Source organism: Microbacterium sp. zg.Y909, assembly GCF_024626565.1.
In genome coordinates this window covers 1-19,999 of sequence record NZ_JANJFJ010000033.1, presented here as the reverse complement: position 1 = coordinate 19,999, position 19,999 = coordinate 1, and the positions used below count along the sequence as shown (strand labels likewise).

At 69.5% G+C, this 19,999-nt stretch carries 21 protein-coding genes; 13 read left to right on the top strand and 8 right to left on the bottom strand.

Annotated features, from left to right (window positions below; genetic code table 11):
- Positions 1–103: 103 nt before the first annotated feature.
- The 6 genes from NQ160_RS04690 to NQ160_RS04665 are packed head-to-tail and all read right to left on the bottom strand — an operon-like array spanning position 104 to position 7,211.
- Positions 104–1,759: an ABC transporter ATP-binding protein gene (locus tag NQ160_RS04690; protein ID WP_257514087.1), complete on the bottom strand. Its 1,656-nt coding sequence runs from the start codon at positions 1,757–1,759 to the stop codon at positions 104–106.
- A complete protein-coding gene (locus tag NQ160_RS04685; RefSeq protein ID WP_257514086.1) occupies positions 1,756–3,189 on the bottom strand; it encodes an MFS transporter in 1,434 nt (477 codons plus the stop codon). The genes NQ160_RS04690 and NQ160_RS04685 overlap by 4 nt, the downstream gene beginning before the upstream one ends.
- Positions 3,190–3,206: 17 nt before the next feature.
- Positions 3,207–3,854, bottom strand: a complete 648-nt coding sequence (locus NQ160_RS04680) for a cysteine hydrolase family protein (protein WP_257514085.1) — start codon at positions 3,852–3,854, stop codon at positions 3,207–3,209.
- Between the two features lie 26 nt (positions 3,855–3,880).
- On the bottom strand, positions 3,881–5,389 hold the full coding sequence (locus tag NQ160_RS04675; protein WP_257514084.1) for an ABC transporter substrate-binding protein: 1,509 nt from the start codon (positions 5,387–5,389) through the stop codon (positions 3,881–3,883).
- A gap of 38 nt (positions 5,390–5,427) precedes the next feature.
- Positions 5,428–6,294, bottom strand: a complete 867-nt coding sequence (locus NQ160_RS04670) for an ABC transporter permease (protein WP_257514083.1) — start codon at positions 6,292–6,294, stop codon at positions 5,428–5,430.
- Positions 6,291–7,211 carry an ABC transporter permease gene (locus tag NQ160_RS04665; protein ID WP_257514082.1) on the bottom strand — a complete coding sequence of 307 codons (921 nt, stop codon included), beginning with the start codon at positions 7,209–7,211 and terminating at the stop codon, positions 6,291–6,293. Before NQ160_RS04665 ends, NQ160_RS04670 begins: the two co-directional genes overlap by 4 nt.
- Before the next feature lie 207 nt (positions 7,212–7,418).
- Between NQ160_RS04665 and NQ160_RS04660 the strand changes: the two genes are divergently transcribed.
- From NQ160_RS04660 to NQ160_RS04635, 6 genes are all read left to right on the top strand, one after another.
- Positions 7,419–8,138 carry a FadR/GntR family transcriptional regulator gene (locus NQ160_RS04660; protein ID WP_257514081.1) on the top strand — a complete coding sequence of 240 codons (720 nt, stop codon included), beginning with the start codon at positions 7,419–7,421 and terminating at the stop codon, positions 8,136–8,138.
- A gap of 82 nt (positions 8,139–8,220) precedes the next feature.
- Positions 8,221–8,973 (top strand): histidine phosphatase family protein, encoded by a 753-nt coding sequence (locus NQ160_RS04655; RefSeq protein WP_257514080.1) that lies wholly within the window; start codon positions 8,221–8,223, stop codon positions 8,971–8,973.
- Entirely contained in the window at positions 8,970–9,827 is an 858-nt protein-coding gene (locus NQ160_RS04650; RefSeq protein WP_257514079.1) for an NAD(P)H-hydrate dehydratase, read from the top strand. Before NQ160_RS04655 ends, NQ160_RS04650 begins: the two co-directional genes overlap by 4 nt.
- Before the next feature lie 224 nt (positions 9,828–10,051).
- Positions 10,052–11,359 carry an extracellular solute-binding protein gene (locus NQ160_RS04645; RefSeq protein WP_257514078.1) on the top strand — a complete coding sequence of 436 codons (1,308 nt, stop codon included), beginning with the start codon at positions 10,052–10,054 and terminating at the stop codon, positions 11,357–11,359.
- A gap of 2 nt (positions 11,360–11,361) precedes the next feature.
- A complete protein-coding gene (locus tag NQ160_RS04640; protein WP_257514077.1) occupies positions 11,362–12,336 on the top strand; it encodes a carbohydrate ABC transporter permease in 975 nt (324 codons plus the stop codon).
- Positions 12,333–13,160: a carbohydrate ABC transporter permease gene (locus NQ160_RS04635; RefSeq protein WP_257514076.1), complete on the top strand. Its 828-nt coding sequence runs from the start codon at positions 12,333–12,335 to the stop codon at positions 13,158–13,160. The genes NQ160_RS04640 and NQ160_RS04635 overlap by 4 nt, the downstream gene beginning before the upstream one ends.
- Positions 13,161–13,213: 53 nt before the next feature.
- Here NQ160_RS04635 and NQ160_RS04630 read toward each other — a convergent pair whose 3' ends face one another.
- On the bottom strand, positions 13,214–13,570 hold the full coding sequence (locus NQ160_RS04630; protein ID WP_257514075.1) for a DUF7882 family protein: 357 nt from the start codon (positions 13,568–13,570) through the stop codon (positions 13,214–13,216).
- A gap of 137 nt (positions 13,571–13,707) precedes the next feature.
- Here NQ160_RS04630 and NQ160_RS04625 point away from each other — a divergent pair, with 137 nt between their 5' ends.
- From NQ160_RS04625 to NQ160_RS04595, 7 genes are all read left to right on the top strand, one after another.
- Positions 13,708–13,869 (top strand): hypothetical protein, encoded by a 162-nt coding sequence (locus tag NQ160_RS04625; protein ID WP_257514074.1) that lies wholly within the window; start codon positions 13,708–13,710, stop codon positions 13,867–13,869.
- A gap of 49 nt (positions 13,870–13,918) precedes the next feature.
- Positions 13,919–14,749, top strand: a complete 831-nt coding sequence (locus tag NQ160_RS04620) for an aldo/keto reductase (RefSeq protein WP_257514072.1) — start codon at positions 13,919–13,921, stop codon at positions 14,747–14,749.
- Positions 14,750–14,824: 75 nt separating this feature from the next.
- Positions 14,825–15,682, top strand: a complete 858-nt coding sequence (locus NQ160_RS04615) for a DUF2510 domain-containing protein (protein ID WP_257514070.1) — start codon at positions 14,825–14,827, stop codon at positions 15,680–15,682.
- A gap of 2 nt (positions 15,683–15,684) precedes the next feature.
- Complete coding sequence (locus NQ160_RS04610; protein ID WP_257514069.1) at positions 15,685–16,482, top strand: sulfite exporter TauE/SafE family protein; 798 nt, start codon at positions 15,685–15,687, stop codon at positions 16,480–16,482.
- 39 nt (positions 16,483–16,521) lie between these two features.
- The gene (locus NQ160_RS04605; protein ID WP_257514068.1) at positions 16,522–16,971 is read left to right on the top strand and encodes a MaoC family dehydratase N-terminal domain-containing protein; all 450 of its coding nucleotides are present in this window, start codon (positions 16,522–16,524) and stop codon (positions 16,969–16,971) included.
- A complete protein-coding gene (locus NQ160_RS04600) occupies positions 16,968–17,369 on the top strand; it encodes a MaoC/PaaZ C-terminal domain-containing protein (RefSeq protein ID WP_257514067.1) in 402 nt (133 codons plus the stop codon). Before NQ160_RS04605 ends, NQ160_RS04600 begins: the two co-directional genes overlap by 4 nt.
- A gap of 1 nt (position 17,370) precedes the next feature.
- A complete protein-coding gene (locus NQ160_RS04595; protein ID WP_257514066.1) occupies positions 17,371–18,510 on the top strand; it encodes a UDP-N-acetylmuramate dehydrogenase in 1,140 nt (379 codons plus the stop codon).
- Positions 18,511–18,556: 46 nt separating this feature from the next.
- Here the strand turns inward: NQ160_RS04595 and NQ160_RS04590 are convergent, their stop codons facing one another.
- Positions 18,557–19,756, bottom strand: coding sequence for a pyridoxal phosphate-dependent aminotransferase (locus tag NQ160_RS04590; RefSeq protein WP_257514065.1), 1,200 nt, complete (start codon positions 19,754–19,756; stop codon positions 18,557–18,559).
- Between the last annotated feature and the right edge of the window lie 243 nt (positions 19,757–19,999).

Genomic DNA, 19,999 nt, shown 5'->3' with positions numbered 1-19,999 from the left:
CACCTCCGGCGTGTTGTGGTGCGGGGCCCCCTCCCCCCCCGGCGCGGCCGCCCCCCCCACCCCTTCGCTGAGCCACAGCCTGGTGGCGTCGACGAGCGACGCGTCAGGCCGCGTCGTGCAGGATCCCGCCGCCCGGGATGGCGGCGATGAGTTCGCGCGTATAGGGCTCACGTGGAGCGTCGAAGATCTGAGCCGGGGTGCCGGACTCGACGATGCGCCCCCGCTGCATGACGTGAACCTGATGCGAGACCATCCGCACGACGGCCAGATCGTGACTGATGAACAGGTAGCTCAGCCCCAGTTCCTCCTGCAGTCGCACGAGCAGGTCGAGGATCTGCGCCTGAACGATGACATCGAGTGCCGACACCGCCTCGTCGAGCACGATCAACTCCGGCTGAAGCGCCAGTGCGCGCGCGATCGCGACGCGCTGGCGTTGCCCGCCTGACAGCTCGGCCGGGTAGCGCGAGGCGAGCTCGGGCGGCAGCGCGACCTGCTCCAGCAGCTCGCCGACCCGCGCCCGACGGGTGCCGGGGTCGCCCACGCGGTGAATGCGCATCGGCTCGGAGATGCTGTCGCCGACCGTCATCTTTCCGTCGAGGGAGCCGTACGGGTTCTGGAACACCGGCTGCACGCGGCGCCGGAAGGCGAACAGGTCGCGCTTGGACATCGCTGACAGGGGCGCGCCCTCGAAGGTGATCTCTCCGTGCGTCGGCTTCTCCAACGCCAGGAGGAGTCGTGCGGTGGTGGACTTTCCCGAACCCGATTCGCCCACCACCGAGACCGTCTGCCCGCGGGGGATGTCGAAGGTGGAGCCTTCGACGGCGACGAAGTCGGGGTGCTTCCGCCCGCGCACCGGGTAGACCTTGCCTACCCCGTGGAGACGCACGATCGGGTCCGCGACCTCGGCCTTGGCTGCGACGAGGGGGGTCGCGTCGATCGCCGGCACCGCGGCCAGAAGTCGCCGGGTGTAGTCGGCCCGCGGCGCCTGCAGGATCTGGGCCGCGTCACCGGATTCCACCATGTCGCCCCGGTACATCACGACGACCCGGTCGGCCCGCTCCGCGGCCAGCTCGAGGTCGTGGGTGATGAGCAGCACAGAGGTGCCGAACTCGGCGGTGAGATCGCCCAGCCGGTCGAGGATGGTGCGCTGCACCGTCACATCGAGGGCGCTCGTGGGCTCGTCCGCGATCAGCAGCTGCGGGCGGCAGGCCAGCCCCATCGCGATCAGCACGCGCTGGCGCATTCCGCCGGACAACTGGTGCGGGTACTGGGTCGCCCGGCGCGCGGCATCCGGAATGCCCACCATGTCCAGCAGCTCGATCACGCGCAGCCACGCAGAGCGACCGGTCGCGATCTGATGGATGTGCAGCACCTCGGCGATCTGATCCCCGACCCGCTGGATGGGGTTGAGGTTGGACATCGGGTCCTGGGGAACCAGCCCGATGCCCGCACCCCGGAGTGCGGTCATGTCCTTGTCGGACGCCGTGGCCAGGTCGCGCCCGGCGAAGGTGATGGATCCCGCGGAGATGCGCCCGTTCGCGGCCAGCAGCCGGTTGATCGCTGCGGCGGTCGTGGACTTGCCCGAGCCGGATTCGCCGACGACGGCCACGGTCTCGCCGTAGCCGATCTCGAAGGAGACGTTGCGGATGGCGGAGAAGGTGCCGCCGGCGGTGACGAAGTCCACCCCGAGCCCGTTCACGGAGAGCACGGGCCCTCGACGGCTGGAGGAGGGAGCGGATGCGTCGGTGGATGCGATCATCGCGGGGTCCTTTCGGGGGCGGGGGAGGGAGAGGGAGTGGAGATGAGGCGCTGCGCGCGGCGGCGCCACGGCAGCAGGGCGATGCCGGCGAGCAGGCCGCAGACGGCGCCCAGCCCGAACAGCCACGTGAACGTGTCACGACTGGGCGCTGCGGCATCAGCCGTGGCGGCGAGGACGACCGCGCCGATCACGCCCGCGCTCGCCGAGCCGATCTGCCGCATCATGATGTTGAGGCCGTTCACTGTGCCCGTCGCGTGCACGGGGGCGGCGTCCATGAGCACGAGGGGCATGGCCGCGAAGGTGAAGGACGCGCTCCCCGAGACCAGTAGAGCGCAGACCGCGACCACGACCGGGTCGTCGAGCACCGGCAGGCGGACGAGGCTCGCGATCGCCACGGCGAATGCGCCGGCCGTGACGGTGCGGCGGGCGCCCCACCGCGTGGCGATGAACGTGGCCAGCGGGGCTGCGGCGATGGAAGCCAGGCTCGCCGGGGTCTGCACGATACCGGTCATGAGCACCGATCCTCCGAGGCCCACGCCGTCGACCGTGGGCGTCTGGACGACATAGACGGTTCCGGTGAAGCTGAGGAAGAAGGCGGCGCCGATCAGCAGCGCGCTCACGTGCGACGAGACGATCGGCCGCCGGCGGGCGAATCGCACGTCGACGAACGGAGACGCAGTGCGCAGCTCGTGGCGCACCCACCACACCGAGGCCGCGGCCGCGACCGCCCACGAGACCACGCCGCCCGCAGTCACCCCGGCGGTGCCGAGCGTGCTGAGGGGGATGAGGATGGCGAGGAGGATGCCGCTGAAGACGACCGCGCCGGCGATGTCGAACTTCTTCGCCGATCGCGACGGACGGTGCGGCACGAGCAGTGCCACCAGGGCGGCGCTCACGGCGCCCAGCGCCGCCGCGATCCAGAACACCGACTGCCACGGCAGCGTCTCGAGGAGCAGCCCTGCCAGAGGGACGCCGAGCCCAGTGCCGACGCCGAGGGTGCCGCTGACGACACCGACCGCCCAGGGCAGTGCACCGGGGGAGAGGGTCGTGCGCGCCAGCGCCAGCGCGAGCCCCACGATGCCGGCGGAGAGACCCTGCAGGACACGGCCGATCAGCATGACCGAGAGGGTGTCGGCCAGGGCGGCGACCACCGAGCCCACCGAGAGGAGGAGGAGGGAGAGCACGATCATGCGGGCGAGGCCGAACCGGTCGCCCAGCCAGCCGAACAGCGGAGCGCCGATCGCACCGGCGAGCATCGTGGAGGTCGCGATCCACTGCGCATCGGCGACGCTGATGCCGAGCCACTGGGGGAACAGGGGTAGCAGCGGGAGCACCAGGGTCTGCACCAGCGCCGCGACGACGCCGGCCAGGGCAAGCGTCGCCAGGATGATCCGGCCTCGCCAGCCGCTGAGCGGCGTCGTCACGGTCACGGTGCAGTCCTGTCTGCTTACGCCACGGCGTATTCGACGGAGGTCATCGGCTCCGAGCTCACGTCCCACGACTGCTCGATCTCGTCGAGCGTGCACGTCTGGCCGAAGCTCCAATCGATGGCGTACAGAGCGTGGTGGTTGCGCTCGGCCGTGAACTCGGCCACCGCGTCGCGCACGACGTACGTGCCGTAGTCGCGCTGTCCGGCATCGCGAGCGGTGGACTCGACGCAGATGTTCGTCGTGACCCCGCACAGCACCACGTTGCGGATGCCCATGCCGGTGAGCACGGGCTCCAGGCGCGTACCGTAGAAAGCGCTCGGGCGGGACTTGTCGATCACGATCTCGCCGGGAAGAGGGGCAAGCTCGGAGATGATCTCGATCTCCGGGTCGCCGGCGCCGAGGGACCGGCCGTCGACCCGCTCCTGCGCCCGCACGCCCCGGATCGGGCCGAAGTCGACCATCCCCTCGTGGTACACGTAGCGGGTGTAGATGACGGGGACTCCGGCGGCGCGGGCGTCGGCGATGAGTCGCTTCGTGCCCGGGATCGCGGCGCGCAGGGGCGTGACGTCGATGCCGGTGCGTCCCAGCGAGTCCTCGTTGTCGAAGAAGGCTCGCTGCATGTCGATCACCAGGACGGCGGTGTTCTCGCGGGGGATGGTGGTCATGATTCAGTCCTTTCGATGGCTGTCGGTCAGTTGAAGATGAAGAAGCCGTCGGGACGCGGGGTCCACTCCAGCCCGGCGCGGAAGCCGTAGGTGTAGGTGTCGATGAACAGCGGGGCGTAGTAGGTGTTCTCCGCGACGATCGTGGAGATCTCGCCGAGCAGTGCGGCGCGGGTGTCCGCGTCCGGCTCGGCGATCTCCGCCACGAGCAGCTCGTCGATGCGCGGGTTGCTGAAGTAGCCCTGGCCGCCCGTGCGGGTCAGCATGGACAGCGGCAGGTCGGCATCCATCACCGACGGGGCGAAGGCGAACAGATACATGCCGTCGAGCCCGCCCGAGAGCCAGTTGGTGCTGAACGACCCCGCCTCCTGACCGTCGAGCGAGACGGTGAAGCCCGCGGCCTCCAGGTAGCCGGCCACGGCCTGGGCGAGCTGATCGATCTGCGGCAGGCCGGTGGTCGGGTAGGACAAGGTGATCGGGGAGCCGTCGTAGCCGGAGCCGGCCAGGAGCTCTGCTGCGGCCTCCTGGTCGTACTGCGTGGCGGCGATGTCGTCGTTGTACCCGAAGGTGACCTTGGCGACGAGCTGCCCGGTGGGCTCGACCGCCCCGTTGAGGAGGTCGTCGCTGATGGCCTCGCGGTCGATCGCGAGATCGGCGGCGCGGCGCACGCTCTCGTCGGCGAGCGGCCCGCTTGAGCCGTTGAAGCCGAGGTAGAGCACGCGGTTGCTCTGCTGGTCGACCACCTCGACGTTGTCCGCCGCGGCGACGGTCGCCACCTGCGACGTACCCAGGAGTGCGATGTCGAGATCTCCGGACTGCAGCGAGTTGGCCCGCGTCGTCTCATCGAGCACGAATCGCAGTTCGATGCGCTCGTAGGCCGCCGCGTCGCCGAAGTAGTCGTCGTTGCGGGTCAGGATGATGGAGTCGCCCTTGTTCCAGGACTCCACCGCGTAGGGTCCGGAGCCGACCGGCGCGGCGGCGAAGCCCTTCGGGTCCGCCTCGTAGATCTTCTGCGGGAGGATCGGAACGAGCGTCGCCTGGCGATCGAAAGGCGCGTACGGGGTGTTCAGTCGGAACTCGACCTCGAGGTCGGAGGTTGCCGTGACCGAGTCGATCGTGGTCATGTAGCCGCCGAGGTTCGACTGCGGGTCGTTCATCGCCGTCTCATAGGTGAAGACGACGTCCGCCGCCGTGACGGGCGTACCGTCCTGGAACTCTGCGTCGTCGCGCAGCGTGAACGTCCACGTGGTCAGCGACTCGTCGGCCGACCACTGCGTAGCGAGGGACGGCACGACCTCGCCTTTGTCGTTGATCGTGGTGAGCTGGTTGAACACGTCGTAGAAGACGTTGAGCGCGTTGAGGTTGGTGTCGTACAGCGGATCCAGCGACGACGGTTCGCCGGTCAGCGCGACCACGATGGTGTCGTCTGCGGCGGCCGCGTCGTCGAATCCGCCCGCGCAGGCGGACAGGGGGAGCGAGCCGACGACGATGAACGCGGATGCCGCTGCCCATCGGGAGGCGGGGCGGTGAGTGTGCACGGGTGTCTCCTTGGTTGATGCGGGCGGGGTCGGTGGTCTCACCGGGCGCGGGTGCGTTCCAGTCCCTGAGAGAGGAACTGCGCGCCGGCGATGAGGAGGAAGACGGCGAGGGCGGGCACGATCGTCAGCGCTGGGTCGGACTGCAGGTGGCGCTGACCTTCGTTGATCATCAGTCCGAGGCTCGGCGTGGGCGGCTGGATGCCGAGGCCGATGAAGCTCAGCGACGATTCGATCGTGATGACCACCCCGATCTGGAATGCCGAGAGGATCATCACCTGGGGCAGCACGTTGCGAAGCAGGTGGTGGCGTACGACCCAGGTCGCCGAGGCGCCGGCGGACACAGCGGCCGTGACGAACTCGCGCTCCCGCAGGGACATCACCATGGCTCTCACCACTCGTCCGTAGGCGACCCAGTTGGTCAGCCCCAGCAGCAGGATCAGCAGCAGCGGGCTCGACCCCAGTGCCGCCACCATCACGATCAGCAGCAGCACGACCGGGATCGCCAGCTGCACATCGCCGACGCCCATGAGGAAGGCGTCGATGCGGCCGCCGCGGTAGCCGGCGATGAGGCCGACGAGCAGGCCGATCACGGCGCTGACGGCCACCGCCCCGACGGCGATCAGCAGCGACATGCGGGTGGCCAGCGCGAGCCGGCTGAGCATGTCCCGACCGAGCTGGTCGGTCCCCAGCAGGTGTGCACCATCGGAGAAGGGCGCCAGCATGCTCGCTTCCAGGTTCTGCCCGTACGGATCGATGCCGGGCAGCACCGGCACGACGACGGCCAGCGCGAGGACGATCGTGAGGAAGAGGAGCGAGACGTGCGTGGACGGAGCGCTTCGGCGTAGCGCGGCGGCGATGCTCCTGGCTCGGGCGACGGCCCCACGGGGCGTGGCGATGGCGGTCATCGGGCGATCCTCACTCTCGGGTCGAGAACGGCGTAGAGCATGTCGACGATCAGGTTGATGAGCACGAAGACGATCGCGATCACCACGACACCGGCCTGCACGACCGGGTAGTCGCGCTGCTCGACGCCCTGCACGATCAGGCGGCCGAGCCCGGGCCAGTTGAAGACCGTCTCCAGGACGACCAGGCCGCCGACGAGCACGCCGAGGTTGATTCCGGCGACGGTGATGAGCGGAAGCAGGGCGTTGGGAAGCTGGTGGCGGATCACGACCCGGACGCGGGAGGCGCCCTTGGCCAGGGCCGTCCGTACGAAGTCCTGCTCCCGGCTCTGGGCGAACTCCTGATTCAGAAGACGCAGGTAGAGGGCGACCTCGAAGGTGGCGATCGTGATGATCGGCAGAACGTAGCTGGCGTACGACGTCCGGCCCATGGCCGGGAGCACCCCGAGCCAGACGGAGAACACCAGGATCATCAGGATGCCGAAGAGGTACGGCGGGATGGCCTGGCGCGTCGTGGCGATCCAAAGCATCGCGTTGCGGACCCGCTGACTGCGGGACAACTCGCCCGTCACGGCGATCGCGATCGCCAGGGCGAGGCCGATCGTGAACGAGATCACCGCCAGCTCGAGGGTGGCGGGAAGGCGATCGATGACGAGGCTGACCGCCGGCACGCCCTGCCGGATCGAGTCGCCCAGGTCTCCTCGCGCCGCCGCCGCGAGGAACGTGGCGTACTGCTCCCACAGGGGCCGGTCCAGGCCCAGCGTCGCACGCATCGCGTCGACGTCGTCCTGGGTTGCCTCCTGGGGGAGCATGAGGCGCACCGGGTCGCCGGCCAGCCGAGCCAGCACGAAGGCGAGAGTCAGCACCGCGAACACCGTCAGAACGGTGCGCACGATGCGCGAGGTGATGAATCTGGTCACATCCAAGCCGATCTGTAAATGTCCAATGTTTATGGAAGCGACGATAGGGACGCCCTGTGCACGGCAGATATCCGCTATGTAACGACTAGGTTTCCTGCCATTCGAGCGCGATCCAGCGGATACTGGAGGGCTCTAGCTCGGCAGTTGGAAAGCTCGGACTTTTGGCCCTACGCTGGAGCAGTTCACGCGTCGAGGGGGAAGTGGCACATGGAGACACCGGGCGAGGCGGCAGCAGGGCTGGCCGTGCAGCGCATCGAGCCCGCCTACCGGCAGGTGGCGACGCAGCTGCGGCGCATGATCGTCGACGGCACGCTCGCCCCCGGCGCGCAGCTTCCCACCGAGGACAAGCTGGGCGCGCAGTTCGGGGTCAGCCGCAACACGATCCGCGAGGCTCTGCGCATGCTGTCCTCGCAGAATCTCGTCCGCACGCGCCGCGGCGTCAGCGGCGGAACGTTCGTCGCGGAGCCCAACACGGACGCCCTGCAGGAGAACATCGTCACGAGCCTGCAGCTGCTGAGCGGGTACAACGCCATCGACGACGACGAGCTGTTCCAGACCCGGCTGATCCTCGAGGTGCCCTCGGCGCGCAGCGCGGCATTGCGTCGCACCGACGACGATCTCGCCCGGCTGCGACGTGCCGCCGTGCGCGTGGAGCACGGCCGCACCGTGCTCGACCGCACCGTGTCGAGCCAGGACTTCCACCAGGCGGTGATGGATGCCGCGGGCAATCGGCTGGTGTCGCTGCTCGCACCGCCTGTGTGGGACGTCTTCCAGCGCAACTCGCTCGCCTCGGGCCGCTCGACGAAGCGGTGGGCCGAGATCGACCAGGAGCACGTCGAGATCCTCGACCACATCGAGGCGCGCCGCGCCGACGAGGCTGCTGATGCGATGCGCCGTCACCTGGAGCAGCTTCAGAGCACAGACTGACGGGGTGGATCTCGCGCGGAGGACTCCGACCGCGCGCCGCAACCCCCGCGCACACCCTTGCCGAAGGTTCTAGGGTGGGCGGATGCCGGTGAAGACTCTGTGGCTCGTACGACACGGCGAGAGCGTGGGAAACGTCGCGGCGACGCGCGCTGAGCGCGAGGGCCTCGAGCGCATACCGATCGAGATCCGCGACTCCGACGTGCCGCTGTCGCCGACCGGTGAGCAGCAGGCGGAGGCGCTGGGCGAATGGCTCGCGGAGCACCGTGCTGAGGTCGAGGGATTCTGGGTCTCGCCCTATCTGCGTGCCCGCCAGACCCTGGCGATCGCGCTGGACGGCGACCCTGTCCCGGTCGCCGTCGACGAGAGACTGCGGGATCGGGAGCTCGGCATCCTGGACCTGCTCACCACGAGCGGGGTGGCCAGGCTGCATCCGGAAGAGGCGGCGCGACGGCGCCACCTCGGCAAGTTCTACCACCGGCCCCCCGGCGGCGAATCGTGGGCCGATGTCGCCCTTCGGCTGAGGTCCTTCCTCGGGGACCTGCTGGTGGCGCCGCAGGAGTCCGCGCTGATCGTCGCGCACGATGCGGTCGTCACCCTCATCGCGTCACTGCTGCGCCGTCTGCAGGAGCAGGAGATCCTCGCGTTCGCATCCGGCAACCCCGTGCTGAACGCCTCGGTCACCCGGCTGGAATTCGCCGATGACGACTGGCAGATGCCGCTCTTCTCCGACGTCAGCCACCTGCGTGAAGAAGGCGCGGCGGTCACTGTGCACCCCGGAACTCCCGACGTCGGCGACCCGGCCTCGGCAACCGCTGAAGGGACCCAGCGACCATGACCGAGGCGGCGCGCACCCCCGAACAGGTCACCCGCGAGCTGCTGTCGACGTGGGGTCTTCCCGACCCGGGCGGCGACAAGAAGTCGCGCGGCGACGTCATCGTGGTCGGCGGCTCGCGGCGCACGCCCGGGGGCGTGATGCTGGCGGGCGAAGCCGCGCTGAGGGTCGGCGCCGGCAGGCTGAGCGTCTTCGTCCCCGGTTCCATCGACGCCCAGGTCGGCACCGTGCTGCCCGAGGCCGGCATCTACGCCCTGCCCGACGAAGCATCCTCCCCCTTCGACGCTTCTGCGAGCGAGAAGATCGCCGCGGCGGATGCCGTGCTCGTCGGGCCGGGCTTCGATGACGCCGACGAGACGAGGGACACTCTCCTGGCCGTCGGTGACGCCGGCCCGGCGCGCCTCGTGCTGGACGCCTACGCGCTGGGGATCCTGCCCGACGTCGATCGCGCGCGGCTGCCGGAAGAGCTGGTGCTGACTCCCAACCGCGAGGAGCTGGCGATTCTGCTCGGCGTGGATGCCGACGACCTCAGCGACGACCTGCCCGCTGCGGTGGGCGAGGTCGCCCGCCGCTACGACGCCGTCGTGACGTGTTACGACGTCGTCGCCGCGCCGGACGGCGCCTCGTGGCGGATCGACGGCGGGGGACCCGGCCTGGCAACCTCGGGCAGCGGTGACGTGCTGGCCGGGGCGGTCACCGGCTTCGTCGCGCGCGGGACGGGATCGGCGCGGGCAGCGATCTGGGGATCGGCCACCCACGCGCGCGCCGGTGATCGGCTGACCGAGCGCCTGGGGCTCGGGTTCCTCGCCCGCGAACTGGCCGCTGAGCTGCCGTTCGGGCTCCGTGATCTGAGCTAGCGCGCCGCAGCGGTCCCGATCGAGGGGCGGGCCTTCACCCCCGGCGCGGTGTCCTTGCTGTCCGTAGCAGACTCGGCGGCCCGGGCGCAACGGTAACCGCACGGCGGCGCGACGCTGCACTATCGGCTGTGGGGGGTGGGAGAACTCGCCCGCTGCCCACGCGCCGCCTGCGCAGATCTTCCCTCACAATCAATGCACCGCTTGATCGAGAAAGGACTCGCATCATGAGCATCCCGACACGGAGCCGCACTCGTGCGGTCGGCGCCGCCGCCGCCATCACGACCGCCGCGCTCATCCTCACCGGCTGCGGCCGGCCGGATGCCGGAGGCTCGGAGGAAGGCGATGCCTCTTCGGTGAGCGACGGACCTGCCACGGGCACGATCGAGCTGTGGGCGGCGGGGGCCGAGGCGGAAGAGCTGCCGACGCTGTTCGACGACTTCATCGCCGAGAACCCCGACGTGAAGATCGACATGACGCCGATTCCCGAGGAGGAATTCGTCACCAAGATGACCGCGGCGATCGCCGCGGGAACGGTGCCCGACCTCGTTTACGTCTTCGCCGAGCACCAGCCGGCGCTCTTCGCCACCGAGGCCTTCGCGCCGGTGCCCGACGGTCTGGTGGACGAGGAGGACTTCTTCGAATCGGTGTGGAAGACCGGCGAGGTGGACGGCGTGTCCTATGGGGTGCCCTGGTTCACCTACGCTCGCGTCTTCCAGTATCGCGCCGACCTCGCCGAGGCGGCGGGGGTCGAGGCCCCGCAGGACTGGGACGACCTGCGCGAGTTCGCCCAGACGCTCAAGGACGGCGGCGTCGCCTACCCGCTGGCCTTCTACGTCGTTCCGTTCGACGAATACACCGCCGCCCAGTTCGACACGTTCGCGCACCAGAATGGCGGCGGCATCATCAGCGACGACAACTCCGAGTGGACCATCAACTCTCCGGAGAACGTCGAGGCGCTGGAGTTCTACGGCTCGCTCTTCGCCGACGGCTTTGTCTCACCCGACGGCCCGACGTCCGTCGACTCGGTGGCCTACCTCACGCAGGACCGCATCGCCGGTGTGCTCAACGGTCCCTGGCTGCGGGGCTGGATCAAGGATGCCAACGGCGAGGCGTGGCTGGACGAGCACATGGCAGCGCTCGTTCCGCCGGCCGGGCCGGACGGGGACCGCGCCGCGTCGATCGGCGGCGGCAACTGGGCCGTGCTCGAAGATGCGGACAACGCCGACGCCGCGTGGAAGTTCGTCCAGTACGCGTCGGCGCCAGCGACCCAGCTCGCCTGGTTCGAGGCGATGGGCAACCTGCCCACCGTGCAAGTGGCGTGGGACGATCCCGCCATCGCCGACGACGAGGCACTCGACCAGGTGCGTGAGGCGATGGAATACGGGGTGTCCATTCCGGCGGTGCCCACGTGGAATCAGGTCGGCAAGGTGCTGGGGGAGCAGATCGAGCGCGTCGCCCGCGGCACCGCCACGGCTCAGGAAGCGCTGGATGCCGCGCAGGCAGAGGCAGAGTCCATCGGCGTCGGCCAGTAGTCATGTCGGCAGCGGTCACACCGAGCCGGGAGGGCGAGGCCACCGCCCCGCCCTCCCGGTGGCGGCCGTCGGGGCGGCAGGCGGCGCCGCGCAGACGTGGATCGCTGCAGCGCTCACAGGCACGCGCAGCCTGGCTGTTCCTGCTGCCGTTCTTGGTGATCACCGCGGCGTTCACCGCGATCCCGGTGCTCGCTGCCATGGGTATGAGCCTCACCGACATCACCTCCCGCGACATCCGCACGCCGTTCGCCGTCGACTTCGTGGGGCTGGAGAACTTCATCCGGGTGCTGGGTGATGCCGGATTCCAGCGCTCCATGCTCAACACGGCTCTCTTCGTGGCCGTCTGTGTGCCCCTCACCGTCGCGGTCGGGCTGGTGCTCGCGCTGCTCCTCGACAAGGGGATCCGTCGCCTGCGCACCCTCTTCCGCGCCGCCGCCTATCTGCCGGTGATCACCAACATCGTTGCGGCGGCCGTCATCTGGCAGTACGCCTTCGCTCCGCTCGGCCCGGTGAACGCGGCGCTCGAGGGTGTCGGGGTCGTCGGAACCAACTGGCTGGGCGACCCGGTCTCGGCGGTGACCACCGTGGTGATGCTCGGCGTCTGGCGCAACGTCGGCACCTGCATGGTGCTCTTCCTGGCGGGCTTGCAGGCCATCCCGCAGCAGGTCTACGAAGCGGCATCCGTCGACGGGGCGTCGCCGACCCGACGCTTCTGGGCCATCACCCTCCCGCTCCTGCGCCCCGCGACGCTGCTGGTGACCGTCCTCATGACGGTGTCGTTCCTCAGCATCTTCGAGGAGCCCTACCTGCTCACCGCCGGCGGCCCGCTCGGTGCCACCCGCTCGATCGCCCTCTGGATCTACGAGCAGTTCGGGTTCGGGAACACCGCGATCTCGATGGCCGGATCGTTCCTTCTGATCGTCTTCGTCTCGATCGTCGCCGTCGTGCAATTCCGTCTGCTGAGGCCGAAGCATTGAACAAGACATCACGCCTCGCATCGGCCACGCTGTACGCGGCCGTCATCGCCATCGTCGGACTGCTGCTGCTGCCGTTCGTCTGGGTGTTCTTCGGGTCGTTCAAGACGCAGGCCGAGTTCATGTCCGATCCGGGGGCGTGGTTCCCACGCAGCTTCCAGATCCAGAACTACATCGACCTCTTCGCCGAGAACGGCTTCGGCCTGTACTTCGTCAACAGCGCGATCGTGTCGATCGTCGCGGTCTCGGCCAATGTGCTGTTCAGCTCGATGGCGGGCTACGCGTTGGCGAAGCTCGAATTCCGCGGGAAGAACCTCGTCTTCTCGGCGGTCATCTTCGCCTGGATCGTCCCTTATGTGGCCATTTTCGTGCCGCAGTTCCTCGTGGTCGTGCAGCTCGGTCTCGTGAACACGCTCGCCGGAATCATCGCCCCGCTCCTGGTGACGCCGCTGTCGGTGTTCATCATGCGACAGTTCGCCTATTCGCTGCCGACCGAGCTGCTCGAAGCGGCCCGCGTCGACGGTGCGGGAGAGGCGCGGCTGTTCTTCGGGATCTTCCTGCCCCTATCTGGCCCGCCGGTGGCCACGATCGCGATCCTGTCGTTCCTCGGTTCGTGGAACTCGTTCCTGTGGCCGCTCATCGTGGCGCAGAGCGAGGGCACCTTCACGCTTCCGGTCGCGCTGGCCGTGGCCTCCCAGGCGTCCAACACCACGGAGTTCGGCATTCTGCTCGCGGGAGCGGTGGTCGTGCTCCTGCCCGTGCTCATCCTGTTCCTGTTCCTGCAGAAGTACTTCATCCAGGGGGTGGCCACGGCCGGCATCAAGTGAAGCCGCGCGGCGGACCGCGGTCGGCCCGCCCGGGGTGCGAGACGAGGGGTCGGTCAGGTCAGTGAAGCGGACGACTCCTGGCCGTCGGCGACCACATCCAGCGCCTCGGTGTCGAAGTGCTCGGAGATCAGCAGGATGCCCCCTGACGAGTTGGCGCTGCTGGCCAGCTCTTCGACCCACGTGCGGCTCAGCTGCGCCGGCTCCGGGTCATCGAAGACGAATCGCAACGGAATCGAGGGGTGGATCCAGACGGTGCTGCGCCCGCGGGGCTGATCGTCGGGGTGCCGCCACGAGACCGTGAAGCTCTCGCCGCGGCGGAGCTTGGTCGCGATGACGACCTTGAGGTGGGCCAGAGCCCGATCCTCGATGTGCACGGGCGTCGATTCGCCACCGTAATAAAGCGTACCCAAAACGCCACTTCCTCAGTTCCGGCCAGTACTGGCATTCGACCCGACCAGCGGGGAGCTGTTCCAGCTTACCCTTACGGCGCGCCGGGGCCATGCGCAACCACTCGCTCGCATCCGCGTGTCCGGCTTACGGTGCCTGCATGGTGTTCCTCCTGATGGGCGGTCCGAGAGACGGGCAGCTCGTCGACGACCTCCCCCGTGGGTACGCCGTCAGGTCGTCCGGATCACGGGGTCCGGCCATGACGCTCTTCGACGACCTCGTCGTGGAGGAAGCCGTCTGGCAGGGACCGTGGGGGCTGTGACCGCGATTTTCACGCGCCTGTCTGCTCCGGCCGTGCCAGGGTTGGATTCATGACTGTTCCCACCCTCTCCCTCAATGACGGCCACACCATCCCGCAGCTGGGCTTCGGCGTGTTCAAGGTCGACCCCGCCGAGACGGAGCGCATCGTCAGCGATGCGCTCGAGATCGGCTACCGGCACATCGATACGGCCGCTGTCTACGGGAACGAAGAGGGCGTCGGCCGCGCGATCGCCGCCTCCGGCATCCCGCGAGACGAGCTGTTCGTCACCACGAAGCTGTGGAACGCGGACCAGGGGACGCAGTCGGCGTTCGACGCGATGGATCTCAGCCTGCAGAAGCTCGGTCTGGACTTCGTCGACCTGTACCTGATTCACTGGCCGCGCCCCGACCTGGATCGGTACGCGGAGTCCTGGCGTGCCCTCGAACAGCTGCGCGAGCGGGGACTGACCCGCTCCATCGGCGTCTCCAACTTCCACCGGTCGCACATCGAGCGCATCATCGCGGAATCCGACACCGTGCCGGCGGTCGATCAGATCGAGCTGCATCCCGCCTTCGCTCAGCGGGAGCTGCGCGCCTTCATCGAGCCGCTCGGGATCCGCACCGAGGCGTGGGGGCCGCTCGGGCAGGGCAAGTACGACCTCTTCGGCGAGCAGCCGATCGTGGATGCCGCGGCCGCTCACGGAGCGACCCCCGCCCAGGTGGTGCTGCGCTGGCACCTGCAGCAGGGGATCATCGTGTTCCCCAAATCCAACTCGCGTGAGCGCATGGCGGAGAACTTCGACGTGTTCGGCTTCGAGCTGTCCGCGTCCGAGATGGCTGCGATCGACGACCTCGACCGCGGGCAGCGGGTCGGATCCGACCCCGACCTGCCGCAGAACTGAGCGCCGTGACGGCTCTGCGGTGCCGGATAGGCTGACGGGCGCGGCATCGGTCGCCCCAAGAGCGAGGGGAACGTCATGAGCACCACGCCTCCCGGCTGGTACGACGATGGCAGCGGGACGCTGCGGTGGTGGGACGGCGTGGCGTGGACGCAGCACGTGCAGCCAGCGTCGCAGGCGACTGCTCCGGCGGCCGAGGCAAGCGTCTCGGAGCCGCCTGCTGTTCCTTCGGCCGCTGAGGCGCTGGCCGGCCTCGACCCCGCCGCGGCGGCGGCCGCGGGCATCGCGCCCGCCGGCACCACGCCGACCACCCCCGGCTACCCCGGCGGCGGCGCAACGGACGCAGCCGTCGGCGGGTACCCCGGCGGATTCCCCGCGGGCCCGGCGTCCGGCGCCGGCGGCGCCCCTGCCGGCTATCCCGGGCACGCGCCGGCTGTCGAGCCGCCCCGGAGATCGCGGCTGTGGATCGTCTTCGTCGTGGTGGGAGTCGTCGTCATCGGCCTCATCGTGCTCGCCGCGGTCTTCATCCCGCGGGTGATCGGTGCGCTCACCGCCGGCGGCGCGAGCAGCGGCGGCGACGCGGAGCGCGTGGCGGTCGAGGTCGTGGAGGCGTACGACGAAGCGTGGAGCGACGCGGACTGCGAGCTGTACTTCCGCACCACGACCGAATCCTTCCGCGAGGCGCTCGAGCTTCCCGACTGCGCCGCGTTCGAGGCCGAGGCCGAGCGGTTCGGCGCCGCGACCGATGAGTACGAGATCCAGGTGGACTCGGTCGAACAGGCGGGCGGGGTCATCACCGTGTACACGACGGAGAGCTTCCTCACCCTGACCGATGAGACCGGCGAGCCCCTGGCGGATCCGGAACCTGTGGCATCGCCCTACGAGTACACCCTGGTGAGGGTGGACGGTGGCTGGGCCATCGACGACGTGTATTGACGATGACCGATTCCGCAGCGCCCGCTCGGCGCACCCCCCGCTTCATCCTCAGCTGCCTCGGCGTCGGCCTCGCGGCCGGGCTGCTCTCGGGCCTCTTCGGCGTGGGCGGCGGCACGGTCATCGTGCCGCTGCTGGTGCTGCTGCTGCACTTCGACCAGCGACTCGCGGCCGGCACGTCGCTGGCCGCAATCGTTCCGACGGCGACGGTGGGGGTCATCTCCTACGCGGTGAACGGCTCGGTGGCCTGGGTCCCGGCGTTGATCCTGGCGGCTGCCGCCGTCATCGGCGCACAGCTGGGTTCGTGGCTGCTGGCCCGTGTGAACCAGAACGCCCTCCGCTGGGGTTTCGTGGGGTTCCTCGTCGTCGTCATCGTGTCGTTGTTCATCGTGGTGCCCTCCCGCGATGCCGAGCTGGTGCTGACCTGGGCGTCCGGCCTCGGACTCGTGGCGCTCGGCTTCATCACCGGCATCCTGGCCGGCCTTCTGGGTGTCGGCGGGGGAGTCGTGGTCGTCCCGGCGCTCATGCTGCTCTTCGGCACCAGCGACCTGATCGCCAAGGGCACGTCGCTGCTGATGATGATCCCGACCGCGCTGTCGGGAACGATCGGCAACGTCCGCCGAGGCAACGTCGACCTCGTCGCCGCGTCGCTGGTGGGGGTCGCTGCCTGCACGACGACGGCCCTCGGAGCATGGGTCGCGACCCTGCTGGATCCCTTCACCGCGAATATCCTCTTCGCCGTCTTCCTCGCCTTCATCGCCGTTCAGATGGCGCTGCGGGCGCTTCGTTCACGGCGGTCGTAGCCCGCTGACGGGCGGCGCGGCTGTGGGAGGATGGAACGCGTGTCCGTGAATCCCGAGCTCGTCGGCCGAGTCCTCCCGCCGACCCCGCCGTACCTCGTGGGACGGGAGAAGGTGCGCGAATTCGCGCGTGCCGTCTTCGCCACCGACCCGCAGCACACCGACCCGACCGCAGCTGCGGCCCTGGGATACGCCGACGTCGTGGCGCCGCCCACGTTCGCCATGGTGGTGCAGGACGTCGCGCTGCAGCAGCTGCTCTCCGAGCCCGATTCGGGTATCGCCCTGGAGCGCACGATCCACGCCGAGCAGCGGTTCCGCTACTCCAGGCCCATCGTGGCCGGCGACGAGATCACGGCGACGCTGAGGGTGACCACGGTGCGCCCGTTCGGCAAGGGTGCGATGGTCACGAGCGAGACCGAGATGACCGATGCCGCCGGCGACCACGTCGTGACGGCCGTGTCGGTGCTGCTGGTGGGAGGAGAGGACGCATGAGCGAGCTCACCGTAGGAGACGTGGTCGCGCAGCGCACCGTGCACCTCACCCGCGAGTCGCTGGTGCGCTACGCCGGCGCGTCGGGGGACTACAACCCCATCCACTACCGCGACGACGTGGCCACCCGTGTCGGGCTGCCCGGCGTGCTGGCCCACGGCATGCTGACGATGGGCCTGGCCGTCGAGACCATCGTGCCGTGGCTCGGTGACTCCGGTCGCATCCTCGAGTACGGCGTGCGCTTCACGCGCCCTGTCGTCGTCGACGCCGAGGCGGGCGCCGACGTCGAGGTCGTCGCCACCGTGGGCGCGCTCGACGAGCAGACCCTTCGCATCGACCTCACCGTCTCCAGCGCGGCGACGACCGTGCTCGGCAAGGCCCAGGTGCGGGTGCGTCGCTGACATGCCGGAGATCACTCCCGCTCCTTCGCTGGCGCAGCTGACCACGCTGCGCGTCGGCGGCACCCCGCAGCGCGTCGTCGAAGCGCAGACGCGCGACGAGCTGGTCGACACGGTGCGACAGATCTGGGCCGAAGGCGAGCCGTGGTTGGTCGTCGGCGGCGGGTCGAACCTGCTGGTGTCCGACCAGCCGTTCGAGGGCACCGTCGTGCTGATCCGCAGCCGCGGCATCGAGCGTCTCCCGTCGCCCCGCGACGGGTTCGTGCGCCTGCGGGTGCAGGCCGGTCACGACTGGGATGAGCTCGTGGCGTACACGGTTGCGGAGGGACTCGCCGGGATCGAGGCGATGTCCGGCATCCCGGGCACCACGGGCGCCGCGCCCATCCAGAACGTCGGCGCCTACGGTCAGGAGATCGTGCAGACGCTCGTCGAGATCGAGCTGCTCGACGAGGCTACCGGCGAGGTCGAGACCGTCCCGGCCGCCGAGCTGGGCCTCGGCTTTCGCACGTCGGTCCTGAAGGACCACTACGGCGTGGGTGCCCGGCGGCGCGGGGTCATCGTGTCCGTGACGCTGGAGCTGGCCGATGTCGGGCACGGCGAGTTCCCGGTGCGGGGAGCGCAGCTGCGGCAGGCGCTGCGGCTCGAGCCGGATGCCACGGTCACCCTGGACTGGGTGCGCGAGACCGTGCTGGCGACGCGCCGGGCGAAGGGGATGGTGCTCGACGACGCCGACCCCGACACCTACAGCGCGGGTTCGTTCTTCCAGAACGCGGTCGTCTCGGCCGGTTTTGCCCGCACGCTTCCCCCGGAATGCCCCCGCTGGCCGATGACCCCCGACATCTCGCCGGTGACCGTCATCCCGCTCTCGCAGTTCGACGGCAGCGTGCCGTCGCCGGTAGCGCAGGAATCGGAAGTCAAGGTGAGCGCGGCATGGCTCATCGAGCACGCGGGGCTGCGCAAGGGCTTCAGGCTGCCGCGCTCGCGCGCCGGACTGTCGACCAAGCACGCCCTGGCCCTCACCAACCGAGGCTCGGCCACGGCCGCCGAACTCGCCGAACTCGCCCGGTTCATCCAGCAGCGGGTTCAGGCCGATTTCGGTCTCATCCTGCAGCCGGAACCGGTGCTGGTGGGCGTCGAGCTCTAAAACCCTCGGCCGGGCGCGGTTCGGCCGGCATGCCGGCCGCCTGGCGTCAGGCGAAGAGGTCCTGCAGTCGTCGCACGCCCTCGAGCAGCTGATCGTCGCCGAGCGCGTAAGACAGGCGCAGGTAACCGGAGGGACCGAACGCCTCACCCGGGACCACGGCCACCTCGGCCTGATCGAGGATGAGGTCGGCCAGCTCCAGCGAGGTGGTGGGCGTGACGCCGCCCCACGTGCGGCCGAGAAGCCCGCTGACGTCCGGATACACGTAGAACGCGCCGAGCGGCGTCGGCACGGTGACGCCGTCGATCTTCGACAGCTGCTCGACGATCAGCCGCCGGCGGCGGTCGAACGCCAGGCGCATCTGCTCGACGTCCTCCTGCGGGCCGGTCAGCGCGGCGAGGGCCGCGCGCTGGGCGATGTTGTTGACGTTGGAGGTGAGGTGGGACTGCAGGTTGCCTGCGATCTTGATGGCATCGGCGGGCCCGACCATCCAGCCCACGCGCCAGCCGGTCATCGCGTAGGTCTTCGCGACCCCGTTGACCAGCAGGGTCTGTCCCGCCAGCTCCGGCACAGCCTCGACGATCGAGACGGCGCGGACCCCCTCGTAGACGAGGTTCTGGTAGATCTCGTCGGTGATCACCCAGATGCCGTGCTCGAGCGCCCACTCGCCGATCGCCTTGGTCTCCTCGGCGGTGTAGACCGAGCCCGTCGGGTTGGACGGCGAGACGAACACGAGCGCCGTCGTCTTGTCGGTGCGGGCGGCCTCGAGCTGCTCGACGGTCACCTTGTAGTCCTGGTCGGCGCCGGCGAACACCTCGACGGGCACGCCGTCGGCGAGGGCGATCGCCTCGGGGTAGGTGGTCCAGTACGGTGCCGGCAGCAGCACCTCGTCGCCAGGGTTCACCACCGTCTGGAACGCCTGGTAGACGGCGTGCTTTCCGCCGTTGGTCACGATGACCTGCGAGGGCGATACCTCGAGCCCGGAGTCGCGCAGGGTCTTCGCGACGATCGCGTCGCGCAGCACGGGTAGCCCGACCGCGGGTGTGTAACGGTAGTTCGCGGGGTCCTTCAGCGCCTCAGCGGCCGCATCCACGATGAACTGCGGGGTGGCGAAGTCGGGCTCGCCGGCGGCGTACGAGATGACGGGGCGGCCGGCAGCCTGCAGCGATTTCGCCTTGGCATCCACCTTCAGCGTCGCGGACTCGGCGATGGCGGACAGCTTGCGGGACAGGGGAGCGCGTTCGGTCACATGACGAGCGTAGCCCGCGGCGGTCTCGGGCTCACCCCGGACCGCGGCCGGCGGCGCCATTCGCGGGGCATGCGACCTTCTCACCTGGGGAGCAGCCCTTTGCGGCTGGGTAATCCGGCCGCGAACCCCCAAGCTGGTCATATGGACAGTGATGCCGTTCGGGTGCGCAACCTGCGAAAGACGTACGGCGGCAACGCCGTCGTCGACGACGTGAGCTTCGACATCGCCCGCGGCGAGACCTTC